The following is a 17,192-nucleotide window of genomic DNA, read 5'->3' on the forward strand; positions in this document are numbered from 1 at the left end:
CAGCCGAATCGCCGACGCCCGCTGGCTCACCGATGACCAGAAGCACGCGCTCACGGCGGCGATCGACCTCGAGGACGCCGGGCGCCGCAACCACCGAGACGGGCAAGGTTTCGCGGTGGCGCGTGCTGCTGCAGCCGCAGATCGTGATCTTCTGCGTGATCTACTTCGCGATCCAGCTGTCCATCTACGCCAACACGTTCTGGCTGCCGACGATCGTCCGGCGCATCTCGGGGACGGACGACACGACCGTCGGCCTGCTGTCCTCGCTGCCGTGGATCTGCGCGGTGGTCGCGATGTACTTCACCGGGCGCGCGTCGGACCGGGTGGGGCGCAGCAAGCCGCTGCTGATCGCGTCGCTCATCGTGGCCGCGGCCGGGACCTTCCTGGCCGCGATCGTCTCGCCGGTGCTCGCGCTGGTGGTGCTGTGCGTCGCGGCGATGGGGTTCAAGAGCGCAAGCCCGCTGTTCTGGACGATCCCGCAGGGCAGCGTGCACCCGATGGCGCTCGCGTCCGTGGTGGCGGTGGTGAATTCGCTGGGCAACCTGGGCGGGTTCGTCGCGCCGTACGGGTTCGGGCTGATCAAGCAGGCGACGGGCCAGGTGACCTGGGGCCTGTACGCGCTCGCCGCGGCGTGTCTGGTGGCCGCCGTGCTGGTGCTGTTCGTGCGGCGTGACCGGGTGGTCGCCGCTCCTGCCGTGAGCCCGGACGTCCGGGAAACCCTCTGAGGAAAGGCCGGTCCATGACCAGCGCTGTCCCGCTCGTGACCGAACTGCGGGTGGTTCCCGTCGCCGGCCGCGACAGCATGCTGCTCAACCTGAGCGGTGCGCACGCGCCGTTCTTCACGCGCAATCTGGTGATCCTCACCGACTCCGAGGGCCGCACGGGCGTCGGCGAAGTCCCCGGCGGCGAGGCGATCCGGGCGACGGCCGAGGAGTTCCGGCCGTTCGTGGTCGGGCAGCCGGTGAGCCGTTACCACCGCGTGCTCAACGAAGTGCGGGAGCGGTTCGGCTCGCGGGACTCCGGTGGGCGCGGGGTGCAGACGTTCGACCTGCGTGTGACGGTGCACGCGGTGACGGCGCTGGAGTCGGCGCTGCTGGACCTGCTCGGGCAGCACCTGGAGGTGCCGGTGTGCGAGCTGCTGGGCGACGGACGGCAGCGCGACGCCGTGCCGGTGCTGGGCTACTTGTTCTACGTCGGGGACAGCGCGCGCACGGACTTGCCGTACCGCGCCGGTTCGGGTGAGGACTGGTTCGGGCTGCGGGACCGGGCGGCGCTGACCCCTTCGGCGGTGGTGGCGCTGGCGGAGGCGGCCCAGGCGCAGTACGGCTTCCGGGACTTCAAGCTCAAGGGCGGGGTGTTCGCGCCGGAGGAGGAAGCCGAGGCGGTGCGCGCACTCGCCGCCCGGTTCCCGTCCGCGCGGATCACCTTGGACCCCAACGGGTGCTGGTCGCTGGCGGACGCCGTCCGCGTGGGTTCTTCACTGCGCGACGTCCTGTCGTACGCCGAAGACCCGTGCGGCGCCGAGGCCGGCTATTCGGGCCGCGAGACCATGGCCGAGTTCCGCCGCGCGACCGGCCTGCGCACCGCCACGAACATGATCGCGACCGACTGGCGCCAGCTCCGGCACGCCCTGCGCGCCGACGCCGTCGACATCCCCCTGGCCGACCCGCACTTCTGGACCATCGCGGGCTCCGTGCGCGTCGCCCAGCTCTGCCACGAGTGGGGGCTCACCTGGGGTTCCCACTCCAACAACCACTTCGACGTCTCGCTGGCGATGTTCACGCACGTCGCCGCGGCCGCCCCGGGCACCATCACGGCCATCGACACCCACTGGATCTGGCAGGACGGCCAGCGGCTGACGGCTTCGCCGTTCCGGATCACCGGCGGGGAGATCGAGGTGCCTTCGCGGCCGGGGCTCGGGGTTTCGCTCGATCCGGACTCCGTCGCCGCCGCGCACGAGTTGTACCTGGAGCACGGGCTCGGGGTGCGTGACGACGCGGTGGCGATGCGGTACTTGCGCGCGGGGTGGGAGTTCGATCCGAAGAAGCCCTGCCTAGTCGCCCGGTAGACCGTAGACGCGCTGCGCGGTGCCGGCGAACAGGTCAGCGCGTTCGGGGCCCGTGAGGTGGGCGGTGAGCTGGTCGGCGGCGGAGAACGTGTCGGCGTAGGTGCCGGCGAGGAGGCAGACGGGCCAGTCGGAGCCGTACATCAGGCGGGCGGGGCCGAACGCCTCCAGCGCGACGCCGACGTACGGGCGCAGCTCCGCGAGAGTCCACTGTGGTCGCGGCGCGGCCGTGATCAGCCCCGACAGCTTGGCCACGACGTTCGGCTCGGCGGCCAGCTCACGCAAGCCCGAAGCCCACAGCTCCACGTCACCCCGCGGATTGCCCAGGTGGTCGAGGACGAAGGTCAGCTCCGGGACCGCCCGGACCGTCGCCAGCGCGGCGGCGAACTGGTCCGGCCGGATCAGGAGGTCGAACGTCAGCCCCGCGGCCGCGACGGCGCGCAAGCCGCGGCGGATCGCCGGGCGGCAGAGCCACGCGGGGTCAGGTTCGGAATGGCGAAGCCCGACGAGGCGCGTTCCTTCGAAGCGCGAGAGGTCAAGCGATGGGGACTCCAGGTCGGCCCAGCCCACCACCCCCGCCACCAGCGGATCGGCCACCCCCAGGAGCTGCTCGGTCTCCGCCGCCGACGCGACGGCCTGCACCAGCACCGTCCGCGTGATCCCCACACCGATCGTGGCCAGGCGCAGATCGCGGACGGTGAACGGGCGCCGCAGGACCGCCAGCGCCGGCTTGTCCAGCCACGGCTGTGGGTGCGCGGCGGAGTGCCAGACGTGGTGGTGCGCGTCGACGAGGTTCAGCACTCCTTCCCCCGCACCGCCGCCGCGCTCGACCGCAACCGTGGCCGGGCGGCCGGGAATGCGGCTGCACCACCGCGAAACCGAGTCGGCCCGCTCGCCACGGTTGCCGCGTTCACGGCAGCTCCACCGGGCAACCGGACCGGCCCAGCCGCCGCAGTCGCCGTGAGCATCGCTACGCCGCAGCGAAAACGGGCCGGCCCGATCATCGCCGCGACCGGATCCAAGGCTGCTCCGCGGCCAGGGGCGGCCCGCCCGGACACACCAGTCACCAGGCGAGCCGGGAACACCCCTGCACCACCACGAAACCCAGCCGACCCGATCACAGCCACGGCCAGATCCAAGGCTGCTCCGCGGCCAGAGTCGGCCCGCCCGGACACACCCGCCACCACGCGAACCCGGAACACCCCTACGCAACCGCGAAACCCAGCCGGCCCGATCACAGCGAGGGCCAGATCCAACGCTGCTCCACAGCCAGAACCCGCCCGCCCGGACACACCCGCCACCACGCGAACCCGGAACACCCCTGCACCACCACGAAACCCAGCCGACCCGATCACAGCCACGGCCAGATCCAGGGCTGCTCCGCCCCGAGAGCCGGCCGGCCCGCCCGCCGTGGCACCCGCGGTCGCCCCTGCGCCGCCGCGAAAGCGGGCCCGCCCGGCCGGGGCCGGGCGAGCCGCGCTCACAGCTCCTCCACGCGGAACGTAGTGCGGTACGTACGTGACTCCCCCGGTTCGAGCCACGTCATGGTGCCCGCCGCGCGGGCGGCGGCGTCGCCGGTGACGGGGTGGGTGGAGGGTTCCAGGCCGATCGCGTAGTCGCCCGCGCGGAGGTTCAGCCATTCGAAGAAGCACGGGAACTCGTCCTGCGACCAGTGCACGCTCACGGCCAGGCCGAGCCGCTCGTTGACGACCGCGGCCGTGCCCGCGGTGAGCTCGTGTTCGTACACCTGCTCCACGAAGCCCGGGATCGGTGCCGGCAGCACGACGTGGTCCACGCCCTGCGCGGCGACGCTGTCGGATTGCCACACCGTCCGCGCGACCGGCGCCACGAACCGCGCGCCCTCGTCGAGCAGGGGCCAGCCCAGGTTGATGTGGTACAGGAACATGTGCGGCATCGGCTCGAAGGCCGGGTTGTGCACCGTGTCGGTCAGCCGGATCTCGTTGCCGCCCAGGTCGGCTTCGACGCGGCGGGTGAGGGTGAGGTGCTCGGCGAACACGGCTGCCTGCCGCACCTCGCCCTCGGCCCACAGGACGCAGCGCTCGCCCTCCCACCGCGAGCCGTAGCCTCCCAGGCGGGCCGGGATGTTGGCGACGCGGCCGTGCAGCCCGTGCCGCACCGAGGAACGCGGCGGGTAGTGGTAGCCGGCCGCGTCGACCGTGTCGCCGAAGAGCGTGTGGTCGAGTCCGCCGGTCACGAGCAGGCCGGTGAACGAGCGCAGCCACGACAACCCGTCCTCGTCCGCGTGTTCGTGCAGCCCCGGGTGCCGCACGCCCGTCGGCGAGTTCCAGCCGAACGCGCGGCCCGCGTGCTCGGCCGCCCCGAGGTCCATCGCCCGGTCGACGAGCACTTCGAACGCCAAGCCGGTGCCCGTGCGGAATTCCAGCGCCCGCACGCCGCGCTCGGTGCCGTCGGCGAGCGTCACCAGCCGCACGCCGCCCGCACCGCCGCGCGCGGCCAGCGCGCGGCGGTCGTGGGTCTGTCCGTAAAGGTCGGTCATGTCATCACCCAGCCACCGTTGACCTCGATCGTCTGCCCGGTCACGAACGACGCGTCCGGGCCCGTCAGGAACTCCACCACCGCCGCGAGCTCGTCGGGCCGGCCGCGGCGCTTCAGCGCCTGCCGCTCCAGCACGAAGGCCCGGTACGCCTCGGGGTCGTCGTGGATCTCCTCCGCCGCCGTGGGAAACGCGCCCGGCGACACGCAGTTCACGCGGATCTCGTGCGGCCCGAGCTCGCGAGCCAGCGCCTTCGTCAACGCCGCCGCGGCGCCCTTCGTCGCCACGTACGCCGCGAGATCGGCCCAGCCGCCGTGCATCGTGATCGACGCGATGTTCACGATCGCGCCCCCGCCCTCGGCGATCATGCCGGGCACCACCGCCTGCGCCGCGACCCAGTACGCCCGCTGGTTCACGGCGTGGACCTCGTCGTACTCCGCCAGGTCCACCTCCACGAACGGCCGGCTCGGGTAGATCGCCGCGTTGTTCACGAGCACCCCCACGGGCCCGAGCTCCGCCGCGGTCCGCTCGATCGCGGCCCGCACCGCGCCGGCGTCGCGCAGGTCGACGACGAGCGGCAGCACCTTGGCCCCGGCCAGGCGGGCGGTCTCCGCGAGCGCCCCGGAGTCCCGGTCGAGCGCGGCGACCGCGTCGCCGCGCGAAGCCAGTCGCAGCACGGTCGCGCGGCCCAGTGCGCCACCCGCCCCGGTGACGAGTGCGGTGGTCATGCCCTCCTCCATTCCTCGTAGCGGGCCACGAGCCGGTCGTGGACCCGCGCTTCACGCGCGACGATGCCGTCGCGCAGGATCCGCGACCCGTCGGTCTGGAACCGGAGGTAACCCGGCTCCCGCGGCCGCACCCACGCCCGCTCCACGGTCGCCGCCGTGTCCCCGTGGAACCCCGGCCTGGTCCACACGCGACGGTCGGCCGGCTGACCACCGAACTCGGGGAACATCGACGTCTGCACGTCCGGCGCGATCAGCCGCCGCACCACCGCGCGCGCCTGTTCCACCGGGGCCTTGCGCGACACCGCGATCCCCGTCCCGCCCAGCACACTGCCGATCCCCGCCGGTCCGGCCGGCGCGTCCTGAAAGGACAGCAGCGGATAGCCGGTGTAGCCGTACACGAGCGGGCAGTACCGGACCGGGCCGTCGGTCATCGTCGCCAGCACGCCGATCGGGTTCCGCTGCGCCACGGACGGGTCCGCGTACGCCGTCAGCTCCGTCAGCACCTCGACCGCGCGCTCCGCCGCGGCGGTGAAGGGCTGCACGCCGAACGCGACGCACACGGCGAAATACATCAGCAGTGCGTGCGGCCCGCCGAGGCACGGCGTCACCCCGCCCTCCCGCGCCACCGCCAGCACCTCGTCCCAGGTCCGCGGCAGTTCGGCGAACGTCCCCACCGACACCTGCGCCGCGGCGTCCAGAGGCAGCGCCCACGTCCACCCGGCCAGCACGTACGAGTCGTAACTCGCCCCGATCGTGCCCGCCCGCCACGCGGCCAGCTCGCCGGCGTCGAGCAGTTCCTCCATCGGCACGAGGTGCTCGACGGCCGCGCCCAGCCCGGGGTGGTCGATCACGAGCAGGTCGTACTCCGCCGCCAGCTCGGCGATCGGCGTCGACTCGAACCCTTCCAGCGACTGCCGGCGCCAATCGACACCGCCCTCACGACGGGCCAGCTCGTCGAGCGGCCCGTAACCGCGCGGGTGGTCCCAGGTCAGCCCCTTCACGGCGCGAGCACCACCTTTTCGTCCACCAGCCCGGCGATCCGCTCCGGCGCGTACCCCAGCTCACGCAGGAGCTCCTCGCTGTGCTCCCCGGTCACCGGCGCGCCGCGGCGCACTTCCGGCGGCGTGGCGCTGAACCCGTACGGGAACCCCGGCGTGGTCACCGGGCCTTCGGTCGGGTGCTCGTACCGCACGAACGATCCGTTGTGGACCACCTGCGGGTCGTCGAGCAGCTCGGTGTACGAGTACACCGGCCCGGCCCAGATCCCCGCCTCGTGCAGGCGCGCGAGCCAATCCTCCGTCGTGCGCTCGGGCAGCCGCCCCCGCACCAACGCGGTGATCTCGTCGCGCTTCCGGTGCCCGTCGACGTCGGTGTCCATCGTGGACAGTTCCGGAAGATCGAGCGCCACCGCCAGCGCCGGCAGCGGCGGCATCGCCAGCGCGAGGTGCCCGTCCAGCGTCTCGAAAACCCCGTACGGCGCCCGGATGTAGGTGTGCCCGTGCGCTTCGCTCCCCCGCCGCTGCGGCACCCCGCCGACGGTGAACACCGACAGCTCCTGCATCTGCACCGCGATCGCCGCGTCGAGCATGTTCACCGTCACCAGCTGCCCCTCCCCGGTCCGCTCGCGGTGCAGCAGCGCCGCCAGCGCGCCTTCGAACGCGCTGTACGCGGTGATCGCGTCGATCGCGTACGTCCCGGCGGGCAGCGGCGGGTCGGCCGCCCGCCCGACGCTGTACATCGCCCCGCTCATGGCCTGCAGCAACAGGTCTTGGCCCGGCCGCCCCGCGTACGGCCCGGACTCGCCGTAGCCGGAAATCGACACGTACACGACGGCCGGGTTGATCTCCCGCACCGTCTCGTAGTCCAGCCCGAGCCGCCGCGCCACGCCCGGCCGGTAGTTCTGCAGCACGACGTCGGCGCTGCGGATGAGGTCGTAGACGACCTCCCGGCCGGCCGCCGCCTTCAGGTCCACGGCGAGGCTGCGCTTGTTGCGGTTGAGCGACAGGAACGACGGGTTCACCGCCACCCCGGTCGCGCCGCCCGCCGGCGCGTGCCGTTGCCACTCGCCGCCCGGCGGCTCGACCTTCACCACGTCCGCGCCCAGGTCCCCGAGCCGCATCGCGGCCAGCGGCCCGGCCATCGCGATCGACACGTCGACCACGCGGTACCCGTCCAGCACTCCCATCGTCACTCCCCCGTGAACCGCGGTTCGCGGCGCTGCGCGAAGGCCGCCCGGCCCTCTGTGGCGTCCGCTGTGGACAGACAGACCGTCTGCAGGTCCCGCTCGTAGCGGATGGCCTGCTCCAGCGGCATCGAGTACGCCGCACGCAGGTTGGCCTTCGCGGTCTGCGCGGCGATCGGCGCCCGGGCCGCGATCCGCTCGGCCAGCGCCAGCGCGACCGGCAGGAGCGAAGCGGGTTCGGTCACCTCGGTGACCAGTCCCCACGCCAGCGCTCGCGCCGCGTCGATCGGGTCGCCCGTGAGCAGCATCGTGGCCGCGTTGCCCGGGCCGATGCTGTGCGCCAGCAACGCCGATTGCCCGCTGCCCCCGATCCAGCCGAGCTTGATCTCCGGCGCGGCGAACGTCGCCGTCGACGCGGCCAGCCGGATGTCGCACGCGAGAGCCAGTTCCAGCCCGCCGCCGAAGGCGAACCCGTTGACGGCCGCGATCACCGGTGTGCGCAGGGCGCGGATCGTGTCACCGTAGTCGTCGCGGTTGCGGAAGTCCCAGGGCGTGGCGTAGCGGTCGAGCTCGCCGACGTCGCTGCCCGCGCAGAACGCGCGGTCTCCCGCCCCGGTCAGCACGACCGCCCGCACCTGCGGATCGGCGTCCAGCGCCGTCGCGTGCGCGCGCAGCGCCGTGGCCATCTCCGGCGTGATCGCGTTGCGCTTGGCCGGGCGGTTCAGCGTCAGCACCGCGACCCGGCCCGTCACCACGCAGTCCACATCGGATGAAGCACTTGCGTGAACACCATTGCCGTGTCTAGGTTCCTGCTCGGCCCGCCCGTCGGCCGGGCCGCCACCACGAGGATCGAGGTCACCCGTGCTCATCGTTCGTTTCCTTTCCGCGGGCGGAGATCGCCCGCTCGTCGGCGTCCGCGACGACGGCACCGGCACCGTCACCGAGCTGCCGGTACCGGCGGTCGGCGAGCTGCTCGGCCTGCCGCTCGCCGCGCTGCGGGAGCTGTGCACGGGCGCGACCGGGGTGGTGCACGAAGCCGGCGCCGTCCGGCTCCTGCCGCCCGTCGACCGGCGCACCGAGGTCTGGGCGGCGGGCGTCACCTACCAGCGTTCGCGCGAGGCGCGGATCACCGAGAGCGAACGCGCCGCCGACGTCTACGACCTCGTCTACGACGCCCCGCGCCCGGAGCTGTTCTTCAAGTCCGCCGCCTGGCGCGTGACCGGCGACGGCGAATCGGTGGCGATCCGCCCCGATTCCGACATCGACGTGCCGGAACCGGAGCTGGGGCTCGTCGTCAACGCCGGCGCCGAGGTCGTCGGCTACACCGTGGTCAACGACGTGAGCTCCCGCAGCATCGAAGGCGTCAACCCGCTCTACCTGCCCCAGGCGAAGATCTACCTGGGCGGCTGCGCCGTCGGCCCCGGCATCCGCCCGGCCTGGGAAGTGCCCGACGCCGGGAACCTCCCGATCGAGCTGGAGATCCACCGCACCGGCACCCTCGTGTGGTCCGGTGCCACCAGCACGTCGCTGCTGCGGCGAAGCTTCGGTGAGCTGGTGGAGCACCTGTTCCGCGCCGACGTGTTCCCCGACGGCGCCGTGCTGTCCACCGGCACCGCGCTGGTGCCGGACCTGCCGTTCACCCTCGCCGCCGGCGACCGGGTCGCGATCACCGTCGGCGAGGTCGGCACCCTCACGAGCACCGTCGTGTCCGGGAAGGACGAAGTGGCGAAGCTGCTCGAAAGCCGCTGAACCGCGGGGGCCGGGTGCGAGCCCGGCCCCCGCCGGCTCACTTCGCCGGTGACACCGTGGCCGGCGGCCGCGGGTACGGGAACGCCGCGGTGACGCCGATCTTGTCGTACTGCATCCGCGACTGGTCGAACCCGTCCGCCCAGTTGGCGTTGGTCACCGTGTTGCACTGGTAGCTCTGGTACTTGTCGTCGGTGACCTTGCCGACCTCGATGTCGGTGAAGGAGAAGCCGCAGCCGCCCGCGTCCATGTGCACGCCGCGGGTGCCGCTGTCCGGCATCGACGCGTCGGGGATGACGTCGCCGATCACCACCTGGGACACGTAGTTGTCCAGGGTGTGCGGCTCGAAGTTGTCGACGCCGTAGGTGTAGAACGCACCCATGTCGCCGCTGTCGAGCCCGGCTTCCTGCAGGTTCAGGTACTTGAACGTGTTGTTCTGCGCGTAGTCGTCCTGCGCCTGCACCTCCGGCCGCGCTTCGAGGCTCACCGCGTAGCGCGCGCTGTGGTCGATCACGCTGTAGCTGACCTCGTTGTGGCCGGTGTCCATGAGCTCGACGCCCGACGCGTCGCCGGGCACGAGCTCGCCGAAGTGGTGGATGTAGTTGTCGGTGAACAGGTGGTAGTTGGAGATGTCGCCTTCGCCCGGATAACCGCCCTCCACCTTGATGCCGTCGGCGCCGATGTGGTCGATGAGGCTGTCGGTCACCGAGAAGTGGTCGTTGGCGAAGAGCGCGTAGACGGCCGTGAACCCGGTTTCCGAGATGTGCGCGTTCTTGAGCGTGACGTGCGACGTGTTGGTCACGCGCACCGCGCCGAACCGGTCGCGCGGCATTTCGACCTGCCGGTCGTACTGCGGGTACTGGTGGATGTCCCCCGAATCGCCGTCGTTGATCCAGCCGTTGCGGTACCACTCCACGTAGTCGGAGTACTGCACGCCGAGCCCGTCGAAGGTGATGTCGTGGGCGCGGTGCTCGGGCGAGCTGCCGGCCACGTCGACCACGGTCTGCACGGTCGGGCGGATCACCGAGCTGTCGGTGGGCTTGGCGCCGTTCTCGGGCCAGTAGTAGACCTCGCCGTTCTTGTAGTCGACGTAGAACTCACCGGGCTGGTCGAGGAAGCTCAGCGAGTTCTGCAGGAAGTACCGCGACCCGCCGCCGCTGTTGTGCAGGGCGTAACGCGTGTTGTACTTCATCGTCAGCTGGTTCTTGGCGAAGTTGACGTCGAGGATCGGCACGGTGTCGGTGAACCAGCTCCAGCTGCCGCCCGACCAGATCGTCAGCGACGCCTGCGACAGGTCCCAGCTCGGGTCCCAGTCACCGGGGTTGGACCACAGCCAGTTGTGCACGGCTTCTTTCGAGATGTCCGGCAGCGCCGAGGTGAGGTAGGGCGCCCAGGTGTCCGGGGTGGCGCGGTTCGGGTACCGCGCCAGGGTGGCGCGGTCGCCGTTCTCGAACAGCGTGTAGAACGGCTTCGTCTTGTCGAACGGGGCTTTGTAGATGTTGCCCTGGTAGGGCTGCCAGCCGGTGATCGGCGCGCCGCCCAGCAGGCGGGCCTTGCCGGGGCCGTCGGCGCTGCGGTAGACGACCTGGTGGCCGTTGGCCCCGGAGTCGCCCTCGTCGAACGAGACCGTCCGGGTCACCGGGTAGTCGCCGGCGGCGAGGTTGACGTGGATGTCGCAGCGCATCTGGTTGGCGGAGTTCCAGCCGTGGCCGCTGATCTCGTCGCGGGCGTGCTGCACGGTCTGCCAGGGGTGTTTGGCCGAACCGTCGGCCTTGTCGTTGCCCTGCGTCGAAACGTAGAGCTCCCGGGGTGCGCACGGCCCGTGCCCCTGGACGTCGGCGGAGGCGGTCTGGACGCTGACCGCTCCCGCCAGCAACACCACCCCCACGCCCGCTCTCAGCAGTTTTTTGCGCGTTCCACCGAACATGCGATCTCCTTCGCGTTGGTGTACTGCGGATCCATCAGCGGCGGCGGTCCCGCCAGGCCTCGAACTCGGCACGCGTGTCCGGGGTCAGCGGGTAGTAATCGGAAAGGCGGGCGCCCTCTTCCAGGCGCGAGCGGCTGAAGCGCTCCCACTCCTCGTGGTCGCTGGCCGCCTCCAGCACGTCGGGCGCCTTGAGCTTCGGCACGACGACGGCTCCGTCGTCGTCGGCGACGACCAGGTCGCCGGGCAGCACGAGCACCCCGCCGCAGGCGATCGGGGTGTGGTAGGCCCACGGGAAGAGCTCAGCCTGCGAGGCGTAGTGCGGGGTGGTGCCGGTGCACCAGATCGGCACGCCGAGCTGTCCCACCCGCGGCGAATCGCGGATGCGGCCGTCGACGACGATCCCGGCGCCGCCCTTGCGCTCGAAGTACCGCACGAGCATGTCGCCGAAGCAGCCGGTGAACGGGCTGCCGTAGGCCTGCACCACGAGCACGTCACCGGGCTGGATCTCCTCCAGCACGGCCCACAGCGCGGTACTGCGCTCCACGTACTCCTGCGCGACGCCCGAGGCGACGTCTTCGCGCTGCGGCATGAACTGCAGCGTCACGGCGCGCCCGGCCACCTTCTGCCCGGCGTGCAGCGGCCGCGGGCCCTCCACGAAGGTGCGGCGGATCCCCTGCTGGTGCAGCTTGGCGCACGCGGTGGCGGAGCTGACGGCCGCGAGCCCGCGCACCAGCGCGGGATCGGCCGGGCCCGGGTCCGCGCCGCGGACCGGGAGCTCCCACACCGGTGCCGGCGCTGTGTCGCCGTTGCGTTCCACTCGTCGGCTCCTCACTGGTCGATACCGTGGTGCGCGGCCGGGTAGACGCGCGGGGTCAGGGACAGGTCGAGCCGGACGCCGTGCCCCGGCGGCAGCACGACCTCCAGACGGGGTCCGCCGACGTCGGCCGTCTCCCGCCGGACCGCCGCGTCCGGCGCGGTGTAGGCCCGCGAGTCGCCGGGATAACCCTGCGCCGAGGCGGTGAACGTGACGCGGTCGATGCGGTGCTCGCCGAACCCGCCGGCTTGCACGAGCACCCGCCGGTCGCCGGACAGTCCGATGTGGACCAGCTCGACGCGCACGTGTTCGTCGGTCGCGACGTCGACGAGCGCGGCGACGTCCGGCGGCAGGCCGGGCCGGCGGCGGTCGGCGTCGAAGTACGCGAGCCGCGTCGGCAGGAGGCCGCCGTTGTAGAGCACCTGCGGGGTGCCGGTCACCAGCTGCAGCAACGCTTCGGTGAGCACCGGGTTGTGCCGCTGCCAGTGGTGCACGTGGACGCTCGCCGGGTCCGCTTCGTCGGCGTCGATGAGCGCGAGCCGTCGCGCGACCTGGCCCAGCGCGGTCCGCAGCATCGCCTCCGGGTAACCGGGGTTGGCCCCCCGCAGGAACTCCAGCCACGGCGCTTCGTGGCCGGCCTCCTCCTTGTTGCGGAACCCGCGCACCTCGGCCCAGTCGTAGCCACTGGCCTTGTGCAACCGGTCGAGGCGGTCGCGGTCGGCGGGCTGCCCGGCGGCCTGCCACAGCCACGCCGAGAGCCCGAGCTGCGGCGGCTGGAAGTCGAACCAGCCGCGGTCGCTGTGGCGGTTGGGCACGAGCAGCGTTTCGGCGTCGACGTCGAGCTCGGCCGCCCAGCGGTCGCGGATGCTCGCGTCCGAGCCCGCGACCGTGCCGCGGATCCCGTGCGCCGCCACGGTGTCCAGCGGGCCGCGCGCGAGGTCGAGCCGGTCGGCGGATCCGGTGAGCAGCACGGTGTGCACGGCGGCGATGACTGCGGCCGCGCCGACGCTGTAGACGCCGTGGGGCCACGCCCAGCCGTAGTTGCCGCCGTACCAGCGGCCGTCGTGCAGCTCCCCGACGATGCCGTGCGGGCCGACGTTGTCGGGTAACACGCCGTCGTTGGCCGCCGCGCGCTCGCGCCAGGCGTCGACGTACTCGAGCACCCAGTCGCGGTAGCGGTCTTCGTGACCGTAGAGCCAGGCGTTGGCGGCAAGTCCCGTGGCCGCGAGGTTCACGGCGGTGTCGCCGCGGCCGATGCGCTCCTGCATCGCCGCGCCCATCGCGCGGGCCTTGGCCGGATCGGCGAGGTCGGACCACTCGCGGACACCGGCGACGTCGGGCAGCGGCACGCCGAACGGGCGCATCGACTTCAGATCCGCGTGGTAGCTCTGCCATTCGTCGCTGATGCCGTAACGCGGACCGCCCGCGCCGTTGTGCGGGGCGCGGATCGTGCGCGTGGCCGGGTCGTAGTTGCCGGCCGGCGAGTCCGGCAGGTAGAGGTCGGCGAAGCGGTACGCGCGTTCGCGGAAGGCCGGGTCTTGTGGGTCGGCGGCACAGATGCCGTAGAACAGCAGCAGTGATTCGCCCTGGTGGAACCAGTCGTAGCCGCGCTCGAACTCGTCGACGAGGTAGCCCGCCTCGGTCAGCTGGGCGGTGACGCCGGTCCAGTGGTGCTTGGCGGCTTCGAGCAGGTCGTCCGCGCCGCCGAGCTGGTACAGCACCGGCCAGTTGAAGAACGCCTCGTAGAAGTCGTCGGCGCCGTCGCGGCTTTCACCGGTGCCGCGGAAGATCAGGCGGCCGTCGGGTTCGCAGTAGCGGGCGGCGAAGGTGCGCCAGGCGGTGTCGAGGACGTCGAACAGGCGGCGTTCGAGCACGGCCCAGCCCGGTGGCGCGCCGAGCGGGACGGTCGCGGCCACCGCGGGAGTGGTGGTCATTTCTGCCTTTCTGCGGGCACTGGGCGGATCTTGGGGCGGGCGGGGTCACCGGGCGGGTGGGTCAACCCTTCGTCGAACCGGCGGTGAGGCCCGAGATGATGTGCCGCTGCATGATCACGAAGAACACGAGCAGCGGGGCGATGGCGAGCAGCAGCGTCGGGAACACCACGGTGTAGTCGGTCTGGTACTGCCCGACCGCCGCGTAAATCCCGGTGGTGACCGTGTAGAGGCCGCTGCTCGGACCGAGGATGGTCTGCGGGTTCACGAAGTCGTTCCACACCGAGAACGTGTTGAGGATGACCATGGTGGCCACGGCCGGGCGCATCAGCGGGAACACGATCCGCCAGAACGTCCGCATCCGCCCGCACCCGTCGAGCGCGGCGGCCTGGTCGAGGTCGCGCGGCACGGTGCGGATGAACCCCGCGTAGAGGAAGATCGAGAACGGCAGCGTCAGCGTGGTCTCGAACAGCACGTACCCGGGGATCGTGCCCATGAGCCCGAGGGTCTTGAGCACGTAGACGACCGGGATCACCAGCACCTGGCTGGGGATGAACGTGCCGGCCAGGAAGAACACCATCAGCACGCGGAACACGCGTTTGTCGCTGCGGGCGATCACGTACGCCGCGGGGCCGGCCAGCAGCACCGAGAACACGTTCACCAGCACCACGAACAGCACGGTGATGGCGTACCCCTTGACGATCGAGAACCGCGGGTTCCGCAGCGCCGCCCCGAGGTGCTCGAGCGTGAGGCCGCCGGAGAACCCGAACGGGTCGGCCAGTATCGCCTGCTGGTCCTTGAACGCGTTGACCAGCAACAGGTACAGCGGCACCAGCAGGACGATCGCGACGAGCACCAGCACCAGCCCGCGCAGGACGAGCCGCAGGGGGTTGCGCCCGGCTCGTTTCGGGCGTGCCGGCGGGACCGGCGGCGGTGGCGCGAGATCGGCCCTGGCGACCGGGGCGGTGGGGACACCGGTGGTCATGCGTGCGCTCCTTGGTCGGCGCGGCGGCGCAGGCGGGTGACGGCGAGCGCGAGCCCGGCGGTGACGATCATGAGCACCACCGACTGCGCGGAGCCGAAGCCGAGGCGGCCGTCGTGGAAGGAGTTCCACAGGATCAGGTAGGCCAGCGTCTGCGTCTGGCCCGCCGGGCCGCCCGAGGTGAGCGACACGACCAGGTCGTAGGTCTTGAGCAGCGTGATGAGGCTCAGCACCAGGTTCACGGTCACCACCGGCGCGATGGCCGGCAGCGTCACGTGCCGGAAGGTCTGCCACCGCGTCGCGCCGTCGATGCGGGCGGCTTCGATCAGGTTCTGCGGCACGGTCTGCAGACCGGCCACGTAGAGCACCGTCGACACCCCGAACCCGGCCCACACGAGCACCGCGATGAGCGTGACCGTCGCCCAGTCCGGATCGGACAGGAACGGCAGCAGCTTCGCGCCGTGGCCGGTGAGGAAGCTGTTGACGGCGCCGTTGGTGCCGAGGATCGCGCTCCACAGGAAGCCGACGACCAGCGCGGAAAGCACGTGCGGGTAGAACAGGATCGTCCGCAGGATCGAGCTCACGCGCGACGTGCGGCTCCCCAGCATCCCGAAGCCCAGGCCCAGCACGTTCATCAGCACCGTGCCGGCCACCGCGGCGAGCAGCGTGACGAGCGCCGCCCGCCGGAACTCGGGATCACCGAGGACTTCGCTGTAGTTGGCCCCGCCGACGAACGACGGATCGGCGCTGTAGCCGTCCCAGTCGGTGAGGCTCAGGTAGATCGCGAGGCCGACCGGGACGATCAGCAGCACCGTGTACAGCGCGGTCGCCGGGAGCACCATCACCGCGGTGGCGACCCCGCCGTCACGGCGGCTACTCGGCGGCCTCATTTCGCGTGCGCCGACACCCAGCGGTCGACGGCGTCGGCGACCGCCTCCGGCGAGTGTCCGATGTAGAGGCCCTGCACCTCGGTGTTCCACGCGGAGTTGAACCCGCGCGGCAACGTCGAGTCGCCGTAGCCCTCACCCTGGGCGACCTTGGCCGGCGCGTCGTCGAGGATCTTCTGCACGGCCTGTTCCAGCGGCGTGAATTCGCGCTGGACACCGGTGCGGAAGTTGCCGTCCTGCTTGAGCTGCGCGGCCACGGCCTGGTTGTCCGTGACGAGCCAGCGCACGAGCTTCGTGGCCAGCTCGCGGTGCTGGGTCGATTTCATGATCAGGTACGGCGCGGCCATCGTGGCGCCCTGCGCCCCGGGGCTCTTCTGCCCGCCGGACACCGGGGCGGGGAAGACGCCGACCTCGAAGTCCTTCTTCGCCTTCGCTTCCGAGGCGGTGAACCAGCTGCCCATCACGAACATGCCGGCCTTGCCCTGCAGGAACGCCGTCTCGGCGTCGGGGTACTTCAGGCCGAGGGCGTTCTTGTCGACGTAGCCCTGGTCGAGCCACGACTGGTACAGCTTGAGGTAGGGCAGCATCGCCTTGCCGACGGTGGTCTTGCCGGCGCGCACGTCGGCGTAGAACTGCGGGTTCGCCGCCGCCAGCGCGGGGTCGGTCAGCTGCAGCAGCTGCAGCCCGGTGGCGAAGTCGCCGGAGGTCTGCAGGGGCAGGTAGCCCGCGGCCTTGAGCTTGCCGAGGTCCTGCGTCATCTCGTCCAGTGTGGACGGTGGCGTGGTGATGCCGGCCTTCTCGAAGGCGGCCTTGTTGTAGAACACCAGCGACTGGGCCTGTTCGCCCACGCCGACGTTGTAGATCTTGCCGCCGAGTGAGGCCTGGTCCACCAGCGGCGTGTTCTTGACCCAGGCCTCGCCGGTCAGGTCGACGAGGTGGGGCGCGAGCGCCGGGTCGGCCATCAGGGTCTCGACGACGTCGGGCGTGTTCCCGGCGGCGAGTTCCTGCTGCAGCGTGTCCGAGACGCTCTTGCCCGACGGGGCCTCGACGACCACGTCGACCCCCGGGTTCGCCTTCTCGAACGGGGCGACGAGCTTCTCCCAGAAGTCCTGGGTCAGGTTCGGGGTGATGTTGACGAGCATCCGGATCGAGCCGGTCTCACCGCCCGCGGAGCCGGAATCCGCGAAACCGCCGCCGCCGCAACCGGCGAGTGCGAGCGCGAGCAAGGCGCCGAGAACGGCGATGCCCCCGCGGGTACGTGCTGGACGCATCGCTCCTCCTCATTGAGAGAACCGCGTGAAAGCCACGTGCGTGGTTGGTCGAATTTGGGTTCAGCTAACGACTGCTGAGTGATTTGTACTTCTCGGCAAATCAGCTTGTCAACGCGGAGAACCTGCCAGAAGTCCGAGGATTGA

At 71.5% G+C, this 17,192-nt stretch carries 15 protein-coding genes; 3 read left to right on the forward strand and 12 right to left on the reverse strand.

The features are described from left to right. Window positions 1-122: 122 nt before the first annotated feature. On the forward strand, window positions 123-725 hold the full coding sequence (locus ACIA77_RS22745; RefSeq protein ID WP_395887932.1) for an MFS transporter: 603 nt from the start codon (window positions 123-125) through the stop codon (window positions 723-725). Between the two features lie 14 nt (window positions 726-739). Continuing rightward, entirely contained in the window at window positions 740-2,068 is a 1,329-nt protein-coding gene (locus ACIA77_RS22750) for an enolase C-terminal domain-like protein (RefSeq protein WP_395887933.1), read from the forward strand. Here ACIA77_RS22750 and ACIA77_RS22755 read toward each other — a convergent pair. The 6 genes from ACIA77_RS22755 to ACIA77_RS22780 form a co-directional block, all read right to left on the reverse strand. After that, complete coding sequence (locus tag ACIA77_RS22755) at window positions 2,054-2,866, reverse strand: amidohydrolase family protein (RefSeq protein WP_395887934.1); 813 nt, start codon at window positions 2,864-2,866, stop codon at window positions 2,054-2,056. The two genes, ACIA77_RS22750 and ACIA77_RS22755, sit on opposite strands and share 15 nt — an antisense overlap. Window positions 2,867-3,545: 679 nt before the next feature. Further along, window positions 3,546-4,583: an aldose 1-epimerase family protein gene (locus ACIA77_RS22760; protein WP_395887935.1), complete on the reverse strand. Its 1,038-nt coding sequence runs from the start codon at window positions 4,581-4,583 to the stop codon at window positions 3,546-3,548. Continuing rightward, entirely contained in the window at window positions 4,580-5,308 is a 729-nt protein-coding gene (locus tag ACIA77_RS22765) for an SDR family NAD(P)-dependent oxidoreductase (protein WP_395887936.1), read from the reverse strand. Before ACIA77_RS22765 ends, ACIA77_RS22760 begins: the two co-directional genes overlap by 4 nt. Further along, entirely contained in the window at window positions 5,305-6,309 is a 1,005-nt protein-coding gene (locus ACIA77_RS22770) for a hypothetical protein (RefSeq protein WP_395887937.1), read from the reverse strand. Before ACIA77_RS22770 ends, ACIA77_RS22765 begins: the two co-directional genes overlap by 4 nt. After that, window positions 6,306-7,493, reverse strand: a complete 1,188-nt coding sequence (locus ACIA77_RS22775) for a CaiB/BaiF CoA transferase family protein (RefSeq protein WP_395887938.1) — start codon at window positions 7,491-7,493, stop codon at window positions 6,306-6,308. Before ACIA77_RS22775 ends, ACIA77_RS22770 begins: the two co-directional genes overlap by 4 nt. Window positions 7,494-7,495: 2 nt before the next feature. Continuing rightward, window positions 7,496-8,242: an enoyl-CoA hydratase/isomerase family protein gene (locus ACIA77_RS22780; RefSeq protein ID WP_395887939.1), complete on the reverse strand. Its 747-nt coding sequence runs from the start codon at window positions 8,240-8,242 to the stop codon at window positions 7,496-7,498. A 109-nt stretch (window positions 8,243-8,351) separates the two neighbouring features. On the opposite strand from ACIA77_RS22780, the gene ACIA77_RS22785 reads away from it, so the two are divergent. Further along, complete coding sequence (locus ACIA77_RS22785; RefSeq protein ID WP_395887940.1) at window positions 8,352-9,239, forward strand: fumarylacetoacetate hydrolase family protein; 888 nt, start codon at window positions 8,352-8,354, stop codon at window positions 9,237-9,239. Between the two features lie 37 nt (window positions 9,240-9,276). Here ACIA77_RS22785 and ACIA77_RS22790 read toward each other — a convergent pair whose 3' ends face one another. The 6 genes from ACIA77_RS22790 to ACIA77_RS22815 form a co-directional block, all read right to left on the reverse strand. Beyond that, on the reverse strand, window positions 9,277-11,163 hold the full coding sequence (locus ACIA77_RS22790) for a right-handed parallel beta-helix repeat-containing protein (protein ID WP_395887941.1): 1,887 nt from the start codon (window positions 11,161-11,163) through the stop codon (window positions 9,277-9,279). Window positions 11,164-11,197: 34 nt separating this feature from the next. Further along, window positions 11,198-11,980, reverse strand: a complete 783-nt coding sequence (locus ACIA77_RS22795) for a ribonuclease activity regulator RraA (RefSeq protein ID WP_395887942.1) — start codon at window positions 11,978-11,980, stop codon at window positions 11,198-11,200. An 11-nt stretch (window positions 11,981-11,991) separates the two neighbouring features. Next, a complete protein-coding gene (locus ACIA77_RS22800) occupies window positions 11,992-13,911 on the reverse strand; it encodes a hypothetical protein (protein ID WP_395887943.1) in 1,920 nt (639 codons plus the stop codon). A gap of 61 nt (window positions 13,912-13,972) precedes the next feature. Continuing rightward, window positions 13,973-14,893: a carbohydrate ABC transporter permease gene (locus ACIA77_RS22805; protein ID WP_395887944.1), complete on the reverse strand. Its 921-nt coding sequence runs from the start codon at window positions 14,891-14,893 to the stop codon at window positions 13,973-13,975. Continuing rightward, on the reverse strand, window positions 14,890-15,780 hold the full coding sequence (locus tag ACIA77_RS22810) for a carbohydrate ABC transporter permease (protein WP_395887945.1): 891 nt from the start codon (window positions 15,778-15,780) through the stop codon (window positions 14,890-14,892). Before ACIA77_RS22810 ends, ACIA77_RS22805 begins: the two co-directional genes overlap by 4 nt. Next, window positions 15,777-17,048, reverse strand: coding sequence for an ABC transporter substrate-binding protein (locus ACIA77_RS22815; RefSeq protein WP_395887946.1), 1,272 nt, complete (start codon window positions 17,046-17,048; stop codon window positions 15,777-15,779). The genes ACIA77_RS22810 and ACIA77_RS22815 overlap by 4 nt, the downstream gene beginning before the upstream one ends. Window positions 17,049-17,192: the final 144 nt, after the last annotated feature.

This window comes from Amycolatopsis sp. NPDC051903 (genome assembly GCF_044452505.1).
Taxonomy (GTDB): domain Bacteria; phylum Actinomycetota; class Actinomycetes; order Mycobacteriales; family Pseudonocardiaceae; genus Amycolatopsis.